The sequence below is a fragment of the Mesorhizobium sp. WSM3866 genome (genome assembly GCF_002294795.1).
In the GTDB taxonomy this organism is placed as follows: domain Bacteria; phylum Pseudomonadota; class Alphaproteobacteria; order Rhizobiales; family Rhizobiaceae; genus Mesorhizobium.
Window position 1 is genome coordinate 233,916 of record NZ_NSGC01000004.1, and the last position, 19,474, is coordinate 253,389.

Annotated in this window: 14 protein-coding genes and 1 tRNA gene; 10 read left to right on the top strand and 5 right to left on the bottom strand. The window is 63.8% G+C overall.

Annotated elements, in window-relative coordinates:
* Nucleotides 1–148: 148 nt before the first annotated feature.
* On the bottom strand, nt 149–4,867 hold the full coding sequence (gene gltB / locus CK222_RS11685; RefSeq protein ID WP_095800479.1) for a glutamate synthase large subunit: 4,719 nt from the start codon (nt 4,865–4,867) through the stop codon (nt 149–151).
* 490 nt (nt 4,868–5,357) lie between these two features.
* Between gltB and CK222_RS11690 the strand changes: the two genes are divergently transcribed.
* The gene (locus CK222_RS11690) at nt 5,358–6,410 is read left to right on the top strand and encodes a low specificity L-threonine aldolase (protein WP_095800648.1); all 1,053 of its coding nucleotides are present in this window, start codon (nt 5,358–5,360) and stop codon (nt 6,408–6,410) included.
* Nucleotides 6,411–6,590: 180 nt separating this feature from the next.
* Here the strand turns inward: CK222_RS11690 and CK222_RS11695 are convergent, their stop codons facing one another.
* Nucleotides 6,591–7,058 (bottom strand): Hsp20 family protein, encoded by a 468-nt coding sequence (locus CK222_RS11695; protein ID WP_095800480.1) that lies wholly within the window; start codon nt 7,056–7,058, stop codon nt 6,591–6,593.
* Between the two features lie 463 nt (nt 7,059–7,521).
* On the opposite strand from CK222_RS11695, the gene CK222_RS11700 reads away from it, so the two are divergent.
* Nucleotides 7,522–8,478: an alpha/beta hydrolase gene (locus CK222_RS11700; protein WP_095800481.1), complete on the top strand. Its 957-nt coding sequence runs from the start codon at nt 7,522–7,524 to the stop codon at nt 8,476–8,478.
* Between the two features lie 20 nt (nt 8,479–8,498).
* Here CK222_RS11700 and hisN read toward each other — a convergent pair whose 3' ends face one another.
* Both hisN and CK222_RS11710 read right to left on the bottom strand, forming a co-directional pair.
* Nucleotides 8,499–9,272 (bottom strand): histidinol-phosphatase, encoded by a 774-nt coding sequence (hisN, locus tag CK222_RS11705; RefSeq protein ID WP_095800482.1) that lies wholly within the window; start codon nt 9,270–9,272, stop codon nt 8,499–8,501.
* Nucleotides 9,273–9,575: 303 nt separating this feature from the next.
* A complete protein-coding gene (locus CK222_RS11710) occupies nt 9,576–10,517 on the bottom strand; it encodes an N-formylglutamate amidohydrolase (RefSeq protein WP_095800483.1) in 942 nt (313 codons plus the stop codon).
* A gap of 165 nt (nt 10,518–10,682) precedes the next feature.
* Between CK222_RS11710 and CK222_RS11715 the strand changes: the two genes are divergently transcribed.
* The 3 genes from CK222_RS11715 to CK222_RS31590 all read left to right on the top strand — a co-directional run bounded on the left by CK222_RS11715 (nt 10,683) and on the right by CK222_RS31590 (nt 11,676).
* On the top strand, nt 10,683–11,045 hold the full coding sequence (locus CK222_RS11715) for a response regulator (protein WP_006199474.1): 363 nt from the start codon (nt 10,683–10,685) through the stop codon (nt 11,043–11,045).
* Between the two features lie 214 nt (nt 11,046–11,259).
* Nucleotides 11,260–11,334 (top strand) — tRNA-Val (locus CK222_RS11720).
* 126 nt (nt 11,335–11,460) lie between these two features.
* Entirely contained in the window at nt 11,461–11,676 is a 216-nt protein-coding gene (locus tag CK222_RS31590) for a hypothetical protein (RefSeq protein WP_141247057.1), read from the top strand.
* Between the two features lie 435 nt (nt 11,677–12,111).
* On the opposite strand, the gene CK222_RS11725 is transcribed toward CK222_RS31590, so the two are convergent.
* Nucleotides 12,112–13,266, bottom strand: a complete 1,155-nt coding sequence (locus CK222_RS11725; RefSeq protein ID WP_095800484.1) for a dihydrodipicolinate synthase family protein — start codon at nt 13,264–13,266, stop codon at nt 12,112–12,114.
* A 222-nt stretch (nt 13,267–13,488) separates the two neighbouring features.
* On the opposite strand from CK222_RS11725, the gene CK222_RS11730 reads away from it, so the two are divergent.
* The 5 genes from CK222_RS11730 to CK222_RS11750 are packed head-to-tail and all read left to right on the top strand — an operon-like array spanning nt 13,489 to nt 19,443.
* Entirely contained in the window at nt 13,489–14,541 is a 1,053-nt protein-coding gene (locus tag CK222_RS11730) for a LacI family DNA-binding transcriptional regulator (protein WP_095800485.1), read from the top strand.
* A complete protein-coding gene (locus tag CK222_RS11735) occupies nt 14,538–15,554 on the top strand; it encodes a Gfo/Idh/MocA family oxidoreductase (protein ID WP_095800486.1) in 1,017 nt (338 codons plus the stop codon). The genes CK222_RS11730 and CK222_RS11735 overlap by 4 nt, the downstream gene beginning before the upstream one ends.
* Nucleotides 15,551–17,152 carry an acyl CoA:acetate/3-ketoacid CoA transferase gene (locus tag CK222_RS11740; protein WP_095800487.1) on the top strand — a complete coding sequence of 534 codons (1,602 nt, stop codon included), beginning with the start codon at nt 15,551–15,553 and terminating at the stop codon, nt 17,150–17,152. Before CK222_RS11735 ends, CK222_RS11740 begins: the two co-directional genes overlap by 4 nt.
* Nucleotides 17,145–17,921, top strand: coding sequence for an enoyl-CoA hydratase/isomerase family protein (locus tag CK222_RS11745; protein WP_067327025.1), 777 nt, complete (start codon nt 17,145–17,147; stop codon nt 17,919–17,921). Before CK222_RS11740 ends, CK222_RS11745 begins: the two co-directional genes overlap by 8 nt.
* A gap of 10 nt (nt 17,922–17,931) precedes the next feature.
* On the top strand, nt 17,932–19,443 hold the full coding sequence (locus tag CK222_RS11750) for an aldehyde dehydrogenase family protein (protein WP_095800488.1): 1,512 nt from the start codon (nt 17,932–17,934) through the stop codon (nt 19,441–19,443).
* Nucleotides 19,444–19,474: the final 31 nt, after the last annotated feature.

Consider the following 19,474-nt stretch of genomic DNA (forward strand, 5'->3'; position numbering starts at 1 on the left):
GTCCCTGCTGTCCGAAGGCGCGCTCGCAAGTCTAGCTTGTCGGCGCACCCGTTAACCTCATAAGGCCGCCGTGGCAACCTTGGTCCGAGGTCAGGATTGTTGGTGAGGATGCCGGCCGGGCGATTACCTCCCCGGCCGTGCCCAAAGCCTATTCCGCCGCCACGCTCATGCGCATGCGCTCCATCTCGATCAGCGCGCGGCGATACTCGACCGGCATGATTTTCCGGAATTTCGGCCGGAAGCTTGGCCAATTGTCGAGGATCTCGCGGCCGCGCACCGAGCCCGTGTAATGGACGTGGTTCGAGATCAGCTGATAGAGCCGCTCCTCGTCATGGCTTGTCATGTCTCCGGAGACGTCGACGCGTCCCTTATGGTCGAGGTCGCCGCCATGATGGAGCAGCTTCTCCATCAGGTCGTCCTCTTCCGGAACGGGCTCCAGCTCGACCATCGCCATGTTGCAGCGTTCGGCGAAATCGCCCTTCTCGTCGAGCACATAGGCGACGCCGCCCGACATGCCGGCGGCGAAGTTGCGGCCCGTTTTGCCGATGACCACGACGATGCCGCCGGTCATGTATTCGCAGCCATGGTCGCCGACGCCTTCGACGACGGCAACGACGCCGGAATTGCGCACCGCGAAGCGCTCGCCGGCGACCCCGGCGAAATAGGCCTCGCCCTCGGTCGCGCCGTAGAGCACCGTGTTGCCGACGATGATCGAGTCGGCCGCGACGATCTTGGCCTCTTCCGGCGGCCGGATGACGATGCGGCCGCCCGACAGGCCTTTGCCGACATAATCGTTGCCGGCGCCGACCAGCTCGAAGGAAACGCCGCGCGCGAGAAACGCACCGAAAGACTGGCCGGCCGTGCCGGTGAGCTTGACCTGGATCGTGTCCTCGCGCAGGCCTTTGTGCTTGAAGCGCTTGGCGACTTCGCCCGACAGCATCGCGCCGGCAGAGCGGTCGACATTGCGGATTGGTAGCTCGATGCTGACCGGCTGCTTGGCTTCCAGCGCCGGCTTTGCCAGCTCGATCAGCTTGCGGTCGAGCACGTCGTCGATCGGATGCTTCTGCCGCTCGGTCCAGTGCAGCGCCTCAGGCGGCGCCTCCGGCTTGAAGAACATCTTCGAGAAGTCGAGCCCGCGCGCCTTCCAGTGCTGGATCACGTCGCGCTTCTCCAGAAGGTCGGTGTCGCCGATGATCTGGTCGAGATGGGTGAAGCCCATTTCCGCAAGCAGCGCGCGCACCTCCTCCGCCACGTAGAAGAAGAAGTTGATGACATGCTCCGGCGTGCCCTTGAAGCGCTTGCGCAGCACCGGGTCCTGCGTCGCCACCCCGACCGGGCAGGTGTTCAGGTGGCACTTGCGCATCATGATGCAGCCGGCCGCAATCAGCGGCGCGGTCGAGAAGCCGAACTCGTCGGCGCCGAGCAGCGCGCCGATGATGACGTCACGGCCGGTGCGCAACCCGCCGTCGACCTGCAGCGCCACGCGGGAGCGCAGGCCGTTGAGCACCAGGGTCTGATGCGTCTCGGCGAGGCCCATTTCCCACGGGCTGCCGGCATGCTTGAGTGAGGTCAGCGGCGAAGCGCCGGTGCCGCCGTCGTAGCCGGAGATGGTGATGTGATCGGCGCGCGCCTTGGCGACGCCCGCCGCAACCGTGCCGACGCCGACCTCCGACACCAGCTTGACCGAGACATCGGCCGCCGGATTGACGTTCTTAAGGTCGTAGATCAGCTGAGCCAGATCCTCGATCGAATAGATGTCGTGATGCGGCGGCGGCGAGATCAGGCCGACGCCTGGCGTCGAGTGTCTGACCTTGGCGATGGTGGCGTCGACCTTGTGTCCGGGCAACTGACCGCCCTCGCCGGGCTTGGCGCCTTGGGCCACCTTGATCTGCATGACGTCGGAATTGACCAGATACTCCGCCGTCACGCCGAACCGCCCCGACGCGACCTGCTTGATTGCCGAGCGTTCCGGATTCTTGCCGCCGCCGGGCAGCGGCAGATAGCGGTCGGCCTCTTCGCCGCCCTCGCCGGTGTTCGACTTGCCGCCGATAGCGTTCATCGCTCGCGCCAGCGTCGTGTGCGCTTCCCGGGAGATCGAGCCGAAGGACATCGCGCCGGTCGAGAAGCGCTTGACGATCTCGGCCGCCGGCATGACGTCTTCGATCGCGACCTTCTTGCGGCCGGTCTCTTCCGCCAGCTTGATCTCGAACAGGCCGCGGATGGTCTGCGCTCTAGCTGTCGCGCTGTCGATCTGCGCCGAATACTCCTTGAACGTGTCCCAGGAGCCCTGGCGCACGGCATGCTGCAGGCTGGCGACCGCATCCGGCGACCACATATGCGCCTCACCGCGCATGCGGAACATGTATTCGCCGCCGACCTCGAGATTGTTGCGCAGCACCGGGTCGTTGCCGAAGGCATCGGTATGGCGGCTGAGAGTCTCGGTCGCGATCTCGTCCAGCCCGACGCCTTCGATCAGCGTCGCAGTGCCGGTGAAGTACTTCTCGACGAAGTCCGACTTGAGCCCGATGGCGTCGAAGATCTGCGCACCGCAATAGGACTGGTAGGTCGAGATGCCCATCTTGGACATCACTTTGAGGATGCCCTTGCCGATGGACTTGATATAGCGGGAGACGACCTCGTATGCGTCGACCTCCTCCGGCAGCTCGCCGCGCCTGTGCATGTCGAGCAGCGTGTCGAAGGCGAGATAGGGATTGATCGCCTCGGCGCCATAGCCGGCCAGGCAGCAGAAATGATGCACCTCGCGGGGCTCGCCGGATTCGACGACCAGTCCTACCGCGGTGCGCAGGCCCTTGCGGATCAGGTGATGGTGCACCGCCGCCGTCGCCAGCAAAACCGGAATGGCGATGCGGTCCGGCCCGACCTGGCGGTCGGACAGGATGATGATGTTGTAGCCGCCCGCGACCGCCGCCTCGGCGCGCTCGCAGAGCCGGTCGATGGCGCCTTGCATGCCGGCAGCGCCCTCGTTCGAACCGTAGGTGATGTCGATCGTCTTGGTGTCGAAGCGGTCCTCGGTGTGTCCGATGGAGCGGATCTTCTCGAGATCGCCGTTGGTGAGAATCGGCTGGCGCACTTCAAGCCGCTTGCGGCGCGATGTGCCGATCAGGTCGAAGATGTTCGGCCGCGGCCCGATGAAGGACACCAGGCTCATCACCAGTTCCTCACGGATCGGGTCGATCGGCGGATTGGTGACCTGAGCGAAGTTCTGCTTGAAATAGGTGTAGAGCAGCTTCGACTTGTCCGACATCGCCGAGATCGGCGTGTCGGTGCCCATCGAGCCGACCGCTTCCTGGCCGGTAGTGGCCATCGGTGCCATTAGAAGCTTCGTGTCTTCCTGTGTGTAGCCGAAGGCCTGCTGGCGATCGAGCAGGCTGACATCCTTGCGCAGCGCCCGCGGCTCGACCGGCTTCAGCTCTTCAAGAATCAACTGCGTGTTGGCGAGCCAGGTCTTGTAAGGGTGCCTGGTCGCGATCTCCGACTTGATCTCCTCGTCGGAGATGATGCGGCCCTTGGCCAGATCGATCAAAAGCATGCGGCCGGGCTGCAGCCGCCACTTCTGCACGATCTTTTCCTCCGGCACCGGCAGCACGCCGGCTTCCGAAGCCATGATGACGCGGTCGTCGTCGGTGACGATGTAGCGAGCCGGACGCAAGCCGTTGCGATCGAGCGTCGCGCCGATCTGGCGCCCGTCGGTGAAGACGACCGCCGCCGGCCCGTCCCACGGCTCCATCAGCGCAGCGTGGTACTCGTAGAACGCCTTGCGGTCGGAATCCATGAGCTTGTTGCCGGCCCAGGCTTCCGGGATCAGCATCATCATGGCGTGGCTTAAGCTATAGCCGCCCTGGAACAGGAATTCGAGCGCATTGTCGAAGCACGCCGTGTCGGACTGACCCTCATAGGAGATCGGCCACAGCTTCGAGATGTTGTTGCCGAACAGCTCGGAATCGACCGAGGCCTGACGCGCCGCCATCCAGTTGTTGTTGCCGCGCACCGTGTTGATCTCGCCGTTATGCGCGACCATGCGATAGGGATGCGCCAGCTTCCATGACGGGAAGGTGTTGGTCGAGAAGCGCTGGTGGACGAGGATCAGCGCCGTGTCGAAGCGCGGATCCTTGAGGTCCTTGTAATAGGCGCCGACTTGGTAGGCGAGGAACATGCCCTTGTAGACGATGGTGCGCGCCGACAGCGACACGCAATAGGCGCCGACATCCTTGTTGTCGTTCTCGGCATAGATGCGGCCCGAGATCACCTTGCGCAGCAGGTAGAGCCTCGCCTCGTATTCCTCGTCGTCCGGAATCTCGGCCGTGCGGCCGATGAACACCTGGCGATGGAACGGCTCGGAGGCGACAATCTCCGGCGCCTTCGACAGCGACGAATTATCGACCGGCACGTCGCGGAAGCCGATCAGCGGCAGCCCTTCGGACTGGGCCGATTCGGCGATGATGTCCTCGATATGGGCGCGAAGTGCTGCGTCCTGCGGCATGAACCAGTGGCCGACGCCATATTGGCCGGCCGGCGGCAGTTCGACGCCGTTTGCGGCCATCTCATCGCGGAAGAACCGATCCGGAATCTGCACCAGCACGCCGGCGCCGTCGCCGACCAGCGGATCGGCGCCGACAGCGCCGCGATGGGTGAGGTTTTCCAGCATCGCCAGACCGTCCTCGACGATCTGGTGCGACTTTACGCCCTTCATGTTGGCGATGAAGCCGACGCCGCAGGCGTCATGCTCGTTGCGCGGATCGTAGAGGCCCTGCGCGATCAAACCATTGGCGGTGGTACCAGTTTTGACGGCTGCCGCTTTCGTCTGCGCGGCCTGGCCGTTGATCGCAGATGGCGTCAGTTCCGTCATCGTCCTATCCTCCGTTCCGCACCCTTGGCGGTGATTTCCCTCGGGGCGCTGGTTTGCCTTGGGAAGCACGATGCTTCCCTTCGTCCTTGCTGCACGTCTCGCGAAATTCTTGCCGAACCATGCGGCCATACGCCCGGTTCGCATCCGGTATCGTACAGGCCAGAGCGGAGCCGTCTACCCGCCGCTCGCGACAATAGCCGGAATGGCAGCGATGATATGCCAGTCCAGCCTGTTTTGTGCGACAAAATAAGACAGCACTACTGTCCTAAATTTTTTATGGCAGAAATCCCGCACCTGCACAAGACCGATTCACAAAATTCTTGGGCGTGCCGCGACACAAAATTTCGCGAAGGGATCAAAAAACGCAACCTCTAGTCAGTCGTTACGGCCCGGCTGGCTTCACCGTTTTGCGAAAGATTGGCCCTTGCGCTTCGGGCGCCAAAGCAGTCAAGTCGCGCCGCTTTCTGCCAATCACAATACGGACCTCTCGATGTTCTTTGCATCCGACAACTGGGCGGGCGTTCATCCCGACATTTCGGCGAACCTCTCCCGCCACGCGGCCGGCATCGCGACCGCGTATGGCGACGGCGACTTGGACCGCACCGTCTACCATCGCTTCAGCGAGATCTTCGAGCGCGATGTTCAAGTGTTCTTCGTCGCCACCGGCACCGCGGCCAACGCCCTTTCGATGGCGGCGTTGAACCGTATCGGCGGCATCGCCCTTTGTCATTCCGAAGCGCATATGAATGTCGACGAGTTCGGAGCGATGGGCTTCTACACCGGCGGCGCTCGTACGACGCCGGTTGCGGGTCCCCTGGGGCGCATCAACCCGCAGGCTCTCGACGACGCCATCAGGCGTTATTCACAGGATCTTGCGCCGGCCGGCCAGCCGATGTCCGTGACGATCACCCAGGCGACCGAGGTGGGCACCGTCTACACCGTCGACGACGTCAAGGCGATCGCCGAGGTCAGCCGCAGGCACAAGCTGCCACTGCATATGGATGGCGCGCGCTTTGCCAATGCGATTGCCGCGACCGACGTCACGCCGGCGGAAATGACCTGGAGGAGCGGCGTCGACTTGATCTCCTTCGGCGGCACCAAGAACGGTTGCTGGATGGCCGACGCGGTGGTGATCTTCAACCCCGAAGTCGGCCGGGATCTGCGCCTGCTTCGCCAGCGCGCCGGACAGGCCTTTTCCAAGGCGCGCTTCATCTCGGCGCAATTCGAAGCCTATTTCACCGACGACCTTTGGCTGAGGATGGCGCGGCATGCCAATGCGATGGCGGCACATCTCGCCGAGACGATCGAGGACGCGCCGGCGGGCAGGCTCGCCTGGCTGCCGCAGGCCAACGAAGTGTTCGCAATCTTCGACCGCGCTCTTGCCGAAAAGCTGCAGACCGCCGGCGCCAAATTCTATGAATGGGGCGTGCCGCAGGGTTTCGAAGGCCATCTCGGCGACAAGGAAGCAATCTACCGTTTCGTCGCCAGCTTCGCCACCACCACGCAAGAGATCGACCGTCTCGGCCAACTCCTCTCGCAATGATCAGGCGAGCAAAGGCCGCAGCGACAGTTCGAGGCCAAGCAGGATCAAAAACGCCAGAAAACATCGGCGAAATGTCGCCGCGTTGATTTTCTGGCGCAGGATTAATGTCACAAACAAGCGGCGCCCTTCGGCGCCGCTTTCGTCTCGGGAGGGAGACGTTTCTTACATGGAGCCCGCGGCTTACGCGGCGGCCTTGGCCTCGATCTGCTTGGCCTTGTCCGAAGACGAGGTGATCGCGATCTTGCGCGGCTTCAGCTCTTCCGGAATGTTGCGCTTGAGGTCGACGAAGAGCAGGCCGTTCTTCAGCGTGGCGCCCTCGACCTCAACGTGGTCGGCGAGCTGGAAGCGACGCTCGAAGGCGCGCGAAGCGATGCCGCGATAGAGCAGCTCCGAACCCTCGCCATTGTTCTCTTCCTTGCGCTCACCGTTGACGGTGAGCACATTGCGGTGCGCCTCGATCGAGATCTCGTCTTCCGAGAAGCCGGCAACCGCCATCGAGATGCGATAGGCGTTCTCGCCGGTGCGCTCGATGTTATAGGGCGGATAGGTCTGCGCGCTCTCGGGCTGGCCGAGCGTATCGAGCATGGTGAACAGCCGGTCGAAACCGACGGTCGAACGATAAAGCGGGGAAAAATCAACGTGACGCATGATGTGTTCTCCTGTTGAGCAACATGGTTTGCGTTTGACCCGGTACGAAACCCTCGAAAGGCGCTCCGGATAGGCCAGCGGCCCCGACATCGGCGGCCGCAACCTCCATTTGGGAAGCGGAAAAGCCCATTTCAAGAAGTTCGCGCACCAACTTTCACTTCGATTTTTTCGCTCGATGAACGCCAGATGAACCGAGGCTTCGGCATCCGTTCAGCCGGGGCTCGCTAGGCTGCAGTCAACAATACGGATATGCGGCGCCTCGATCGGTGCGCCGCGACGAGGCCGACCGGGTGTAACGTCCCTTCCTCCCGGATCGACAGGGGGCCGGAAGCGCGCCGCAGGTGCTTCCGGCCTTCCCGTTCAGGAAAGCGCGTATCCCGGACCTTTGCTTTTGGCGCATGGGCGTCTATCACCGTGGCGACGCCTGGCCCGCTCGGGCAAGAAGCAATCAACGAAGCGCCGAATGACGGACCTTTTCTATCTGACTGAGGGCAATCCGCCGCCGCAGAACGCTGCCGGCGGCTTCTTCACCACCCGCGACGGCAGGAAGATCCGCTACGGCGTTTTCGCCGCCGTCGCCCGCCCGCTCCAGGGCACGGTGGTGCTGCTGACCGGCCGCAACGAGTGCATCGAGAAATATTTCGAGACCATCCGCGATCTCGCCGACCGCGGATTCGGCGTCGCCACCCTCGACTGGCGCGGCCAGGGCGATTCCAGCCGCCTGCTGCGCGACCGGCAGCGCGGCTATGTCCGCAGCTTCCGCGACTACACCCGTGATCTCGAGCAGTTCTTCGAGGAGATCGTGCTGCCCGATTGCCGCGGCCCCTATTACATCCTCGCCCATTCGACGGGAGCGGTGATCGCGCTTCTTGCCTCGCCGTCGATGGTCAACCGGGTGCGGCGGATGGTGCTGATCGCGCCTTTCCTGGCCGTGCCCGACTTGCGGGTTTCGATCGCCACCATACGGCGCGTCTGCGCGGTGTTCTGCGCGCTGGGCCTCGGCCGCCTCTATGCCGCCTGGGGGCCCCGCTCGAAATTGCCGACGCCCTTCGAAATGAACAAGGTGACGTCCGACCCGGAGCGCTACCGGCGCAATACCGATATTTACAGGGCCTGGCCCCACCTTGGACTCGGTGGTCCGACCATCCGCTGGCTGAAGGCCGCAGCCGCAGCGGCGGAAGCGGTCAGCGACCCCGATTTCATGGCAAGGATCCAGGTACCGACGCTGATCGTCGGCGCCGGCGCCGACCAGGTGGTCTCGACCAAGGCGGTCGAATCCTATGCCAGACGGCTGCGCGTCGGCTCTTTGTTGATGATCGACGGCGCGCATCATGAGATCCTGCAGGAGAGGGATGTCTTTCGCGAGCAGCTCCTGGCGGCCTTCGATGCTTTTGTTCCGGGAACCGGCGACGCTGCCTGATCACGGAACGACGCCGCGGATCAGCCGCGCAGCGCCGCCATTGCCGCGGCGTGCAACTCCGGCGTCGCCGCCGCCAATATGTCGCCACCGTTTTCCGCCGGGCCGCCTTCGAAGGTGGTGACGACGCCGCCCGCCTTCTCGATGATCGGGATCAGCGCCACGATGTCGTAGGGTTTCAAACCCGGATCGGCGACGATATCGACGCTGCCCGCCGCCACCATGGCGAAGGCGTAGCAGTCGGTGCCGTAGCGGGCGAGCTGCACCTGTTTCTCGAACGCGTCGTAGCGGTTGCGCGCCGCACCCTTGAACAGCGCCGGCGTGGTGGTGAATAGGGTCGACTGCGAAAGCTGCGTCGTCTTGCGCGTCGCGAGCTTGCGCGGGCCGCCCGGGCCTTCGTAATGCGAGCCGGAGGCATTGGCATAGAACAGCTCGCCGGTGAAGGGCTGCGACATCAGGCCGGCGACGGCATCGCCGTCGATCGTCAGTCCGACCAGCGTTCCCCAGACCGGCAGGCCGGAAATGAAGGCGCGTGTGCCGTCGATCGGGTCGATGACCCAGACATGCCGGCTCGAAATGTTCTCGCTGCCATGCTCTTCGCCGAGGATGCCGTGATCGGGATACTCCGCCGAGATAAGCGCCCGGATCGCCCGCTCGGCCTCGCGATCGGCTTCCGTCACCGGATCGAAGCTCTCCGCCAGCTTATTGGCGACTGCGGCCTGGCTGCGGAAGCGAGGCAAGGTCTCGGCGGCGGCGGCACGCGCGATGCGCCGCATGAAGTCGATGCTGATATCCAACCCACTCTCCCCGTTGCGGCAACCATCCGGCAGCTGCTGTCTTCTTGTCGGACCGGAGCGTCAACCGGGTCAGGCGCCCTCGCCTGTTGCCTCAAAGTCACATGTCAGGCGCCGAAACCGGATTTGCACATCATATTGAATTAAAAAAGCCTGAAGCCGATTGACATTTGTGCATTGCACAATACTTTTGTTCTCGGACAGCTTATCCTGTCCATGCCCTCCTTGGGCGTTTCCTCCCTAGACTTCGACCGTGTCGTGAAAACGATGCGGTCTTTTTTTGAGCTGCGGATCGCAGCGCCGCCGTCATTCGGCGGCGAGCGGCAGGTCGAGGAAATGATGGCCGGGCATCGAAATCAGTTCGGCCAAAAACCGCGTCAGGTCGTCGGCTAAAGCGTCGAAGCCGGCCGATTTCTGGAATGTCCGCTCGTTCATGTAGAGCCCGCGATTGACCTCGATCTGCAGCGCGTGGAGATGACGCGCCGGCCGCCCGTAATGCTCGGTTATGAAGCCGCCGGCATAAGGCTTGTTATGCGCGACAGCGTAGCCCATTCCGGTGAGCAGGCCGATCGCCCTCTCGGTTAGAGCCGCGCTGGCGGAAATGCCGAAACGATCGCCGATGATGAAGTCCGGCCGCGCGCCATTGTCGCCGACCCGGACGCTGGCCGGCATCGAATGGCAGTCGATCAGCACGGCATAGCCGAACCTGGCGTGGGTCCTGGTCAATAGCCGCTTCAGCGTCTCGTGGTAGGGCTTGTAGACGGCCTCTATGCGTCCCACGGCCTCGGAGAGCGGCAGACGCCCGGGATAGATGTCGAGCCCTTCCCCCACCAGCTTCGGCACGGTGCCCAGCCCGCCCGCCACGCGGGCAGAGCGGATGTTGCAGAAGGACGGCACCGGCTCCGCGAACATGCGCGGATCGAGTTCCCACGGTTCGCGGTTGACGTCGAGATAGGCGCGCGGGAAATTTGCCGCCAGCATGGGCGCGCCGAGCGCGACGGCGCCGCCGAACAGCTCATCGACATAGCAATCCTCCGAGCGGCGTATGGCGTTGCGGTCGAGCCGCACCATGGCCAGGAAGCGCTCGGGATAATGGCGGCCACTATGCGGCGAGTTGAACAGGAAAGCTACGCGTTGCTCGGCGCCCGATCGGATTTCGAAGGGTGGTGTGACCGAAAAATCCTCGGCTGCCGTCTTCAATTTGAACGAACCAGGACGAAGCACTGCATCATGATGCGAAACTGCCATCTTGCGCCCGGCATGTCCAGCATTTCAGCCCCGCGAAACGCACAGTCGAAGTGGTCGCGACAAGGCCAACGTTCACTTGATGTTTACCGTCTCCTCCTCATATACAGGATGGTTAACGGGCTTGCCCGGCGGCAGGCTTGGGGCGGGTGATTCGGACGGGATACGATGGCACGCATTCTTCTGGCGGAAGACGACGACGATATGCGCCGGTTCCTCGTCAAGGCGCTGGAACGCGCCGGCTACCAGGTGAGCGATTTCGACAACGGCGCCAGCGCCTATGAGCGGCTGCGCGAAGAGCCTTTTTCGCTGCTTCTGACCGACATCGTCATGCCGGAGATGGACGGCATCGAGCTTGCCCGCCGCGCCACTGAGATCGATCCGGATCTCAAGGTCATGTTCATCACCGGCTTCGCTGCCGTCGCGCTCAATCCGGATTCCAAGGCGCCCAAGGACGCCAAGGTGCTGTCGAAGCCGTTCCATCTGCGCGATCTCGTCAACGAGGTCGAGAAGATGCTTCAGGCCGCCTAAAGGGTTTTCCGGCCGGCGCATGTCGTCCAAAACGGCGCAGCGGCTGGGAAAACGACATCCACAAAACAAAGATCTAAGCGCGTCACTCGAACCCGTTTCGACGCGACGCGCTTTAGGCATCGGCGCTTCCGCCGCTGCGGCGAAACGGAGCTTTCTTTTCTTGTTCCTGCTATTGACGTGCCGGACCAAAAATGGTGTATGCGCGGCTTCGGATGGGCGTGTAGCTCAGCGGGAGAGCACTGCATTGACATTGCAGGGGTCACAAGTTCAATCCTTGTCACGCCCACCATCCTTTCAATAACTTAGCTAACCCAATGTGCCGATTGGCACAGAAACTCCGGGGCGAAGATTTCCAACCGCACTCCGGAACCAAAGCGGACGCGTTCCGTTGCACGCCAAATGGGGACTGGCTGCAATGGCCGAAGACGACGACCGTTTCTGGAAGGTCTATATAGATTCCATCAAATTGCGCGCCGAGCGGTATCGGCTTCGAGCCGAAGTCGATGCCGAACGGCAACAAGCGCGACGGATCCGCAGCGAACTGCAATCGGCCCGAGAGCGAGCCTGGATATTCCGGCAAGGCCCAGAAGATCTAACGCACCGTGCAACTGATCTGACGCTCGCAAGTTAACCTTCATCGTCGGCAACTAGCAAAGGACGCCGGCGGCTGAGAGACAGCGACCGCGCTCCCGTCTGAACCAAGACCGGAGACGCGTCATGCGAGACCAAATTCCCGACAACCCACGTCCGCGCCCTCTTCAAGCCGAGAGCGACAGGAAGCTCCTCGCCCAAACGAGAGATGTGATCAATCGTTCGAGGCAGAAGCATCGACACAGAACCGCAGATCGATCCGCACCGGTTGAAGCGGATTTCTCGCAAAGTCACTGGGATCTAGACTAGACCTCGGCCTGCGAGAACATGCGCTACTGCCGATCGGTCGGCCTAATGATGGTCCATGACGGCGGTGCCCACCCCTTCCAGCTGAATTTCGGCTGCTGCCGGCCCAAGCCCGATATCAAAGTTACGCTCTTCGCCAGCGGCAGGGGAAGCGAGAGGCGTATCCCTCTCAGACGCCCGAGACGGCGCACAGCGCTTTCATTCTAGCGACGGCGAGATCTGGATCGGCCAGCAATCCCGCCTGATCGGCGAGGCGGAAAACATCGGCGTAGTGGCAGACGCCGCGTGCCGACTGCATGCCGCCGACCATGGTGAAATGATCCTGGTGGCCATTCAGCCAGGCCATGAAGACGATGCCTGCCTTGTAATATTCCGTCGGGGCTTCGAAGATCTTGCGCGACAGCGGCACGGTCGGCGCCATCAGCGCGTCATAGCCGGCCCGGTCGCCCTCGGCGAGCCTGGCCAGCGCGGGGTTGGCCACCGGGGCGATGGCATCGAAGATGCCGAGCAGCGCATGCGAGTGCCTCTTGCCGTCGCCCGCGATCAGCTCCGGATAGTTGAAGTCGTCACCCGTGAACATCACCACGCCTTCAGGCAGGCGGTCTCGCAGCAGCACCTCCTTGCCGGCGTCGAGCAGTGATATCTTTATGCCTTCGACCTTGTCGGCGTGCCGCTCTATGATGGCGACCACGGTGTCCAGGGCGGTATCGAAATCGTTGCTGCCCCAATAGCCCTTGAGCGCCGGATCGAACATGTCGCCCAGCCAGTGCAGGATCACCTTGCCGGAGGCTTGGCTGAGGATCCGGTCGTAGACGCGGGCATAGTCGTCCGGGCCTTTGGCCGCGGCCGCCAGCGCGCGGCTTGCCATCATGATCGCCTTGCCGCCCTCGCCTTCGATGAAGGCGAACTGCTCCTCATAGGCTCGGATCACATCGTCGAGCGTCCTTGCCGCGGCCGGCGTCGGGTGGTCGGTGCCGGCGCCGGAGGCGAGATCGGCGCCTTTCACCGTGCGCGCCTCGGCGATCGAGCGCCGGATCAGTTCTTTCGCGCTCGCCCAGTCGAACCCCATGCCGCGCTGCGAGGTGTCCATCGCCTCGGCGATGCGGAAGCCGAGCCGCCACAGATGATGACGGAATGCCATGGTCTTGTCCCAGTCGACCGCCGGCCGCGACCAGGGATCGGTCATGGCGAAGGGGTTGGCGACGACATGGGCGGCGGCATAGGCGAGGCGCGGGAAATCCGCGCCGATGTTGGGCTGCGCCGGTTGGCCGACCAGCCGGTAGCCGACACGATCGCCATTCTTCGCAGGCAGGATGATGTCCATCGAAATCTCCCTTTGTGGCAGCCTATAGATGGAACGTTCCAATAAATCAAGAACCTTTATGATCCCTGCGACTGAAGCGATCCAACGCAGCGCTGCGGCCCTAAACCCCATACATTTTCTGGCCATCGATCAATTTTTCGAAATCGACATGATTCCCAGTTGACTCCGGCTTGACGCAATGTTTAGAACGTTCCAATAAATTTTAGCGGAGGAAGCACGGATATGGCCAGCCGGGCCAAGGCGACGATCCTGGACATCGCCCGCGAGGCCGGCGTGTCCAAATCGACGGTATCGCTCGTGCTGCAAGGCAGCGGGCTGATCCGGCCTGAGACCGCGGTCAAGGTCCGCAAGGCGATCGAGGATGTCGGCTATGTCTACAACCGCGGCGCCGCCAACCTGCGCAAGGCGCATTCCAACGTCATCGGCATGGTGATCAACGATCTCACCAACCCCTTCTTCGCCGAGCTGGCGGTTGGCATGGAGCGCGTCTTTCAGGCCGCAGGCATCGTGCCCTTCATCGCCAACACCGCGGAAAATCCGGTCCGCCAGGAAGAAGTGCTGAAGTCGCTGCTGGAACAGGGCGTCGCCGGTCTGATCGTCTCGCCGGCGCGCGGCACCACGCCCGGCGCCTTCCGCCGCATCGAGGCTGCCGGCGTGCCGGTCGTCTTCGCCATGCGCCGCCTGCCCGAGAGCCGCATCCCGGCAATCGCGCCCGACAACCATCGCGGCGCCTATCTCGCCACCCAGCATCTGATCGGCAAAGGCCACCGCCGGCTGGCTTTCTTCGGCGGTTCGTCCGACCTCGTTGTCTATCACGACAGGCTCGGCGGCTTCATCGAGGCCTGCGAGGCGCTTGGCATCCCGGCCGCCAACCGAACGATCGTCGAAGGCGAGACCAGCCGCAGAGGCGGCATGGCCTGCCTGGAGACCGCGCTTGCGGCAGCCGAGCCGCCGACAGCCGCGCTTTGCTTCAACGACGCCGTCGCTTTCGGCGTCATGCTCGCGCTGCGCAAGCGCGGCCTGGAGGCCGGGGCCGACTTCGCCGTGGTCGGTTTCGACGACGTGGCCGAAGCCGAGCACTACATGCCGGCGCTGACCAGCGTCGCCGTCGACACCCCAGGCCTCGGCGAGCGCGCCGCGCACGTCATGCTGAAGATGATTCAGTCGCGCACGACGCGCGCCGAGGACCATATCGGCGCGGTCAGCCTCGTCGTCAGGGAAAGCTGCGGCCCGAGCCGCAGCGCGCACGGCACTGGAATGGGAGACGCGGCATGAGCGTGAGATGGGGCCTGATCGGCGCGAGCACAATCGCCAGGCAGTTCATGATCAACGCCATTCGCGCGCAGGCCGACGGCGAGGTTGCCGCCGTGATGAGCTCCAGCGCAGAGCGGGCTCAAGGCTACGCCAAGGAAAACGGCATTCCTAAAGCCGTCTCGACGCTCGATGCGCTGCTTGGCTCGGACATTGATGCCGTCTACATCTCGACCACCAATGAGCTGCATCTCGAACAGGGGCTGGCCGCCATCAAGGCCGGCAAGCATGTGCTCTGCGAAAAGCCGCTGGCGCTGACCAGCGCCGATGCGCGCAAGATGGTGGCGGTGGCCAGGAAAGCCGGCATCGTGTTCGGCACCAACCATCATCTGCGCAATGCCGGCGCGCACCGCGCGATGCGCGAGGCAATCGCAACCGGCCGTATCGGCAAACCGATCGCCGCGCGTGTCTTCCATTCCGTCTATCTGCCTGAAAGCCTGCAGGGCTGGCGCCTCACCAGGCCTGAAGCCGGGGGCGGCGTGGTGCTCGACATCACGGTGCATGATGCAGACACGCTGCGCTTCGTGCTCGGCGACGATCCAGTCGAGATCTCGGCCTTCACACAGTCGGCCGGCATGGCCGGCGGCGGGCTGGAGGACGGCGCGATGTGCATCTGGCGCTTCAAGTCCGGCGTCATTGCGCAATCGCATGAAGGCTTCACGACCAAGTTCGCCGGCATCGGTTTCGAAGTGCATGGGTCGGAGGGCTCGCTGATCGCCACCGATGTGATGACGCAGAAGCCGGTCGGCTCGGTGCTGCTGCGCACTGCAAATGGCGAGGAAGAGCTGAACTTCGATCGCGAGGACCTCTACACCCGCTCGCTGCGCCAGTTCCATGCCGCGATCCGCGGCGAAGGCCAGCCTTCGGCCACCGGCGAGGACGGCATTTGGTCGCTGGCATCCGCCGAAGCAGCACTGCAATCATCGAAGACCGGCAAGGCCGTGATCATCGATCCGCAACTCAGGAGCCTCGCGTGAGCAAGCTCGTCACGGCAGCGCATGCCGCCAGCCTGATCAAGGACGGCATGGTTGTCTCGGTGTCGTCCTCGAGCGGCCTCGGCTGCCCCGACGCCGTGCTCGCCGCGATCGGCGAGCGCTTCGATGCGGAAGGGCATCCGAGAGCGATCACCACGCTGCACCCGATCGCCGCCGGCGACATGTACGGCATCAAGGGCATCGACCATCTCGCCAAGCCTGGCCTGCTCAAACGCACGCTCTGCGGCTCGTATCCGTCAGGCCCCTCCTCCGCCGAGCCGCCGCGGATCTGGCAGATGATCGGCGACAACTCGGTCGCGGCTTACAACGTGCCCTCCGGCATCCTCTTCGACATGCATCGCGAGGCGGCCGCCAAGCGTCCCGGCGTGCTGACCAAGGTCGGCCTCGACACTTTCGCCGACCCTCGCCACCAGGGCTGCGCCATGAACGCCGCCGCCAGCGAGCCGATCGTCTCGGTGCAGCAGTTCGACGGCGAGGAGTGGCTCTATTTCCGAGCCATCGTCCCCAACGTCTCGATCATCCGCGCCACCTCCGCCGACGAGCGCGGCAATCTCACCTACGAGCATGAGGGCGCCTATCTCGGCGGTCTCGAACAGGCATTGGCTGCACGCAACAATGGCGGCATCGTCATTGCGCAGGTGAAGCGCATCGTCGAGAACGGCACCCTCAAGCCGCACGATGTGCGCGTGCCCGGCGTCTTGGTCGACCATATCGTCGTCGCGCCCGATCAGCTGCAGACGACGCAGACGGCTTACGACCCGGCGATCTCGGGCGAGATCTTCCGGCCGCTCTCCACCTTCCGCACCCCGGAGATGAACATCCAGAAGGTGATCGCGCGCCGCGTCGCCATGGAGTTGCGCGACGGCATGGCCGTCAATATCGGCTTCGGCATCTCCGCCAACGTGCCGCGCATTCTTCTCGAGGAAGGCCAGCACGGCAAGGTCACCTGGGTGATCGAGCAGGGCGCGGTCGGCGGCGTGCCGCTGCTCGACTTCAAGTTCGGCTGCGCCTCGAATGCCGAGGCGATCATGCCCTCGCCGCACCAGTTCATCTATTTCCAGGCCGGCGGCTTTGACGCCTCGCTCCTGTCCTTCCTGCAGATCGACCGCCACGGCTCGGTCAACGTGTCGAAGCTTTCGGCGAGACCGCATGTGACGGCCGGCGCCGGCGGCTTCGTCGATATCACCGCGCGGGCGAAGAAGATCGTCTTCTCCGGCTTCTTCAATGCTGGCGCCAAGCTTTCGCTGGCGAACGGCGCCCTCCGCATCGACCAGGAAGGCAAGGTGAAAAAGATCGTCGAGGAGGTCGAGCACATCTCCTTCTCCGGCAAGCGCGCGGTCGCGCAAGGCCAGGACATCACCTATGTCACCGAACGCTGTGTGATGAAGCTGACCCAGGCCGGGCTGATGGTGACCGAGCTGGCGCCCGGCATCGATCTCGAACGCGATGTGCTGGCGCAGGCCGACACTCCGCTCTCCGTCGCAAACGACCTCAAGTTCACGCCGGCCTCGCTCTATCAAGATCGGCCGATCGGCCTGTCGCTCAACGGCGGCGCTTCGCTTGGAGGCGCGCATGGCTGAGCGCCTCGTCACCTTCGAGCAGGATGGCGTGATCGGTACCGTGACGCTCAGGCGGCCGGAAAAGTTCAACGCGCTCGACATTCCGATGCTGCGCGCGCTCGAAGCCGCACTCGACAAGGCCGAACTGGCCGAGGGTGTCCGTGTCGTGCTCATCAGCGGCGAAGGCAAGGGTTTCTGCGCCGGCGGCGACGTCGAGGCCTGGGCACAATTAAGCGCCGCCGATTTCCAGGTTCAATGGGTGCGCTACGGCCATCGTGTCTTCGACCGGCTGGCGCGGCTTCGGCAACCGACAATCGCCGTGCTGTCCGGCCATGCGCTGGGCGGCGGCTTGGAACTGGCCGCCGCCTGCGATTTTCGCGTCGCCGAAACCCAGATCAAGCTCGGCTTTCCCGAGACCTCGATCGGCGTCGTGCCCGGCTGGTCTGGTACGCAGCGCGCTGTGCGCCGCTTCGGTGCACAGATCGTGCGGCGCATGGCGCTTGGCGGCGAGATTTTTCTGGCGAACGAGGCGCTCGCCCTCGGCGTCGTCGACCGCGTCGTCGAAACCGGCAAGGCCTTGGATGAAGCAAAAGCCTGGGGAGAAAAGATCGCCGAGCGTGGTCCGCTCGCAACCGAGGCCGCCAAGCTGATGATCGGCATTGCCGAAGGCGAGGAAGACGCCGCCGCCACGGAAGCGCTGGCCAGCGGCTTCATTGCGCTCACCGGCGACCTCAAGGCCGGTGTCGGCGCCTTCAAGGCCAGGCACAAGCCGGACTTTTCGAGATCCTAGAGAAGATACGATGAACGCACCGCTTAACATTTCCATGCCGGTCGAAGCGTCTCAGGCGCCGAAGAGCTACAAGCTTCTGATCGACGGCAAACATGTCGATGCCCGGGACGGCCGCACGATCGAACGCAACAGTCCCGGCCACGGTTTTGCGGTTTCACGCTATGCGCAGGCGGGTGCTGCGGAAGTCGACGCTGCGGTGCAGGCAGCTCACAAGGCCTTCGAGGCCGGCGCATGGCCGCGCATGAAGGCATCGGAACGCGCCGCGGTGCTGCTCAAAGCGGCCGATCTGATCGAGGGCCGACTGGAAGAGATTGCCAGGCTCGACGCGTTGGAATCCGGCAAGCCGATCGCGCAGGCGCGCGGCGAGATCGGCGGCGCCGTCGACATCTGGCGCTATGCCGCTTCGCTTGCCCGCACGCTCCATGGCGAGAGCTACGCCAATCTCGGCGATGACATGCTGGGCGTGGTCGTGCGCGAGCCGATCGGCGTCGTCTCGATCATCACGCCGTGGAATTTTCCCTTCCTGATCGTCAGCCAGAAACTGCCCTTCGCGCTCGCCGCCGGCTGCACTGCCGTGGTCAAGCCGAGCGAGATGACCTCGGCGTCGACCTTCGTGCTCGGCGATATCCTGCTGCAGGCCGGCCTGCCGACGGGTGTCGTCAACATCCTCGCTGGCCTGGGTAGCGATGTCGGCGCGCCAATGGTCAGCCATCCGCTGGTTGAGATGGTGTCCTTCACCGGCTCGACCCGCGTCGGCAAGATGACCATGGCGGCGGCGTCCAGTTCGCTGAAGAAGGTGTCGATGGAGCTCGGCGGCAAGAACGGCCAGATCGTCTTTCCCGACGCCGATCTCGAAGCAGCGGCGGATGCCGCAGTCTTCGGCGGCTTCTTCAACGCCGGCGAATGCTGCAATGCCGGCAGTCGGCTGATCGTGCATGAGGCGATCGCGGACGACTTTCTCGGCGCAGTCAAGGCGCTGGCCGAGAGGGTGAAAGTCGGCGATCCGCTTGACGACCGCACCAAGGTCGGCGCGATGATCTCGGCCGACCACATGGCGAAGGTAGCCGGCTATGTGAAGGCGGCCAAAACCGGCGGCGGCAGCGTCTTCAGCGGCGGCGGACAGCTCGCCTCCAACGCCGGCCAGTATCTCGATCCGACCATTGTCCGCAACGTTACCGAGGACATGGAAATCGCGCGCGAGGAAGTCTTCGGGCCGGTGCTGTCCGTGCTCACTTTTGAAACGATTGAAAGGGCATTGCACATCGCCAACAACACGCCCTATGGTCTGTCTGCGGGAGTGTGGAGCGCCAGCATCGACACATGCATGTCGGTGGCGCGCGGTGTGCGTTCGGGGACGGTTTGGGTGAATACGTTCATGGAGGGTTATCCCGAACTGCCCTTCGGCGGCTACAAGCAATCCGGTCTCGGACGCGAACTCGGCAAACGCGCCGTCGAGGACTATACCGAGGAAAAGACAATCCAGTTTCATCGCGGCCAGCGCACCGGATGGTGGCTCGGCTGAGTTGGGAGACCCCGGCGGTCACCCCGCCGGT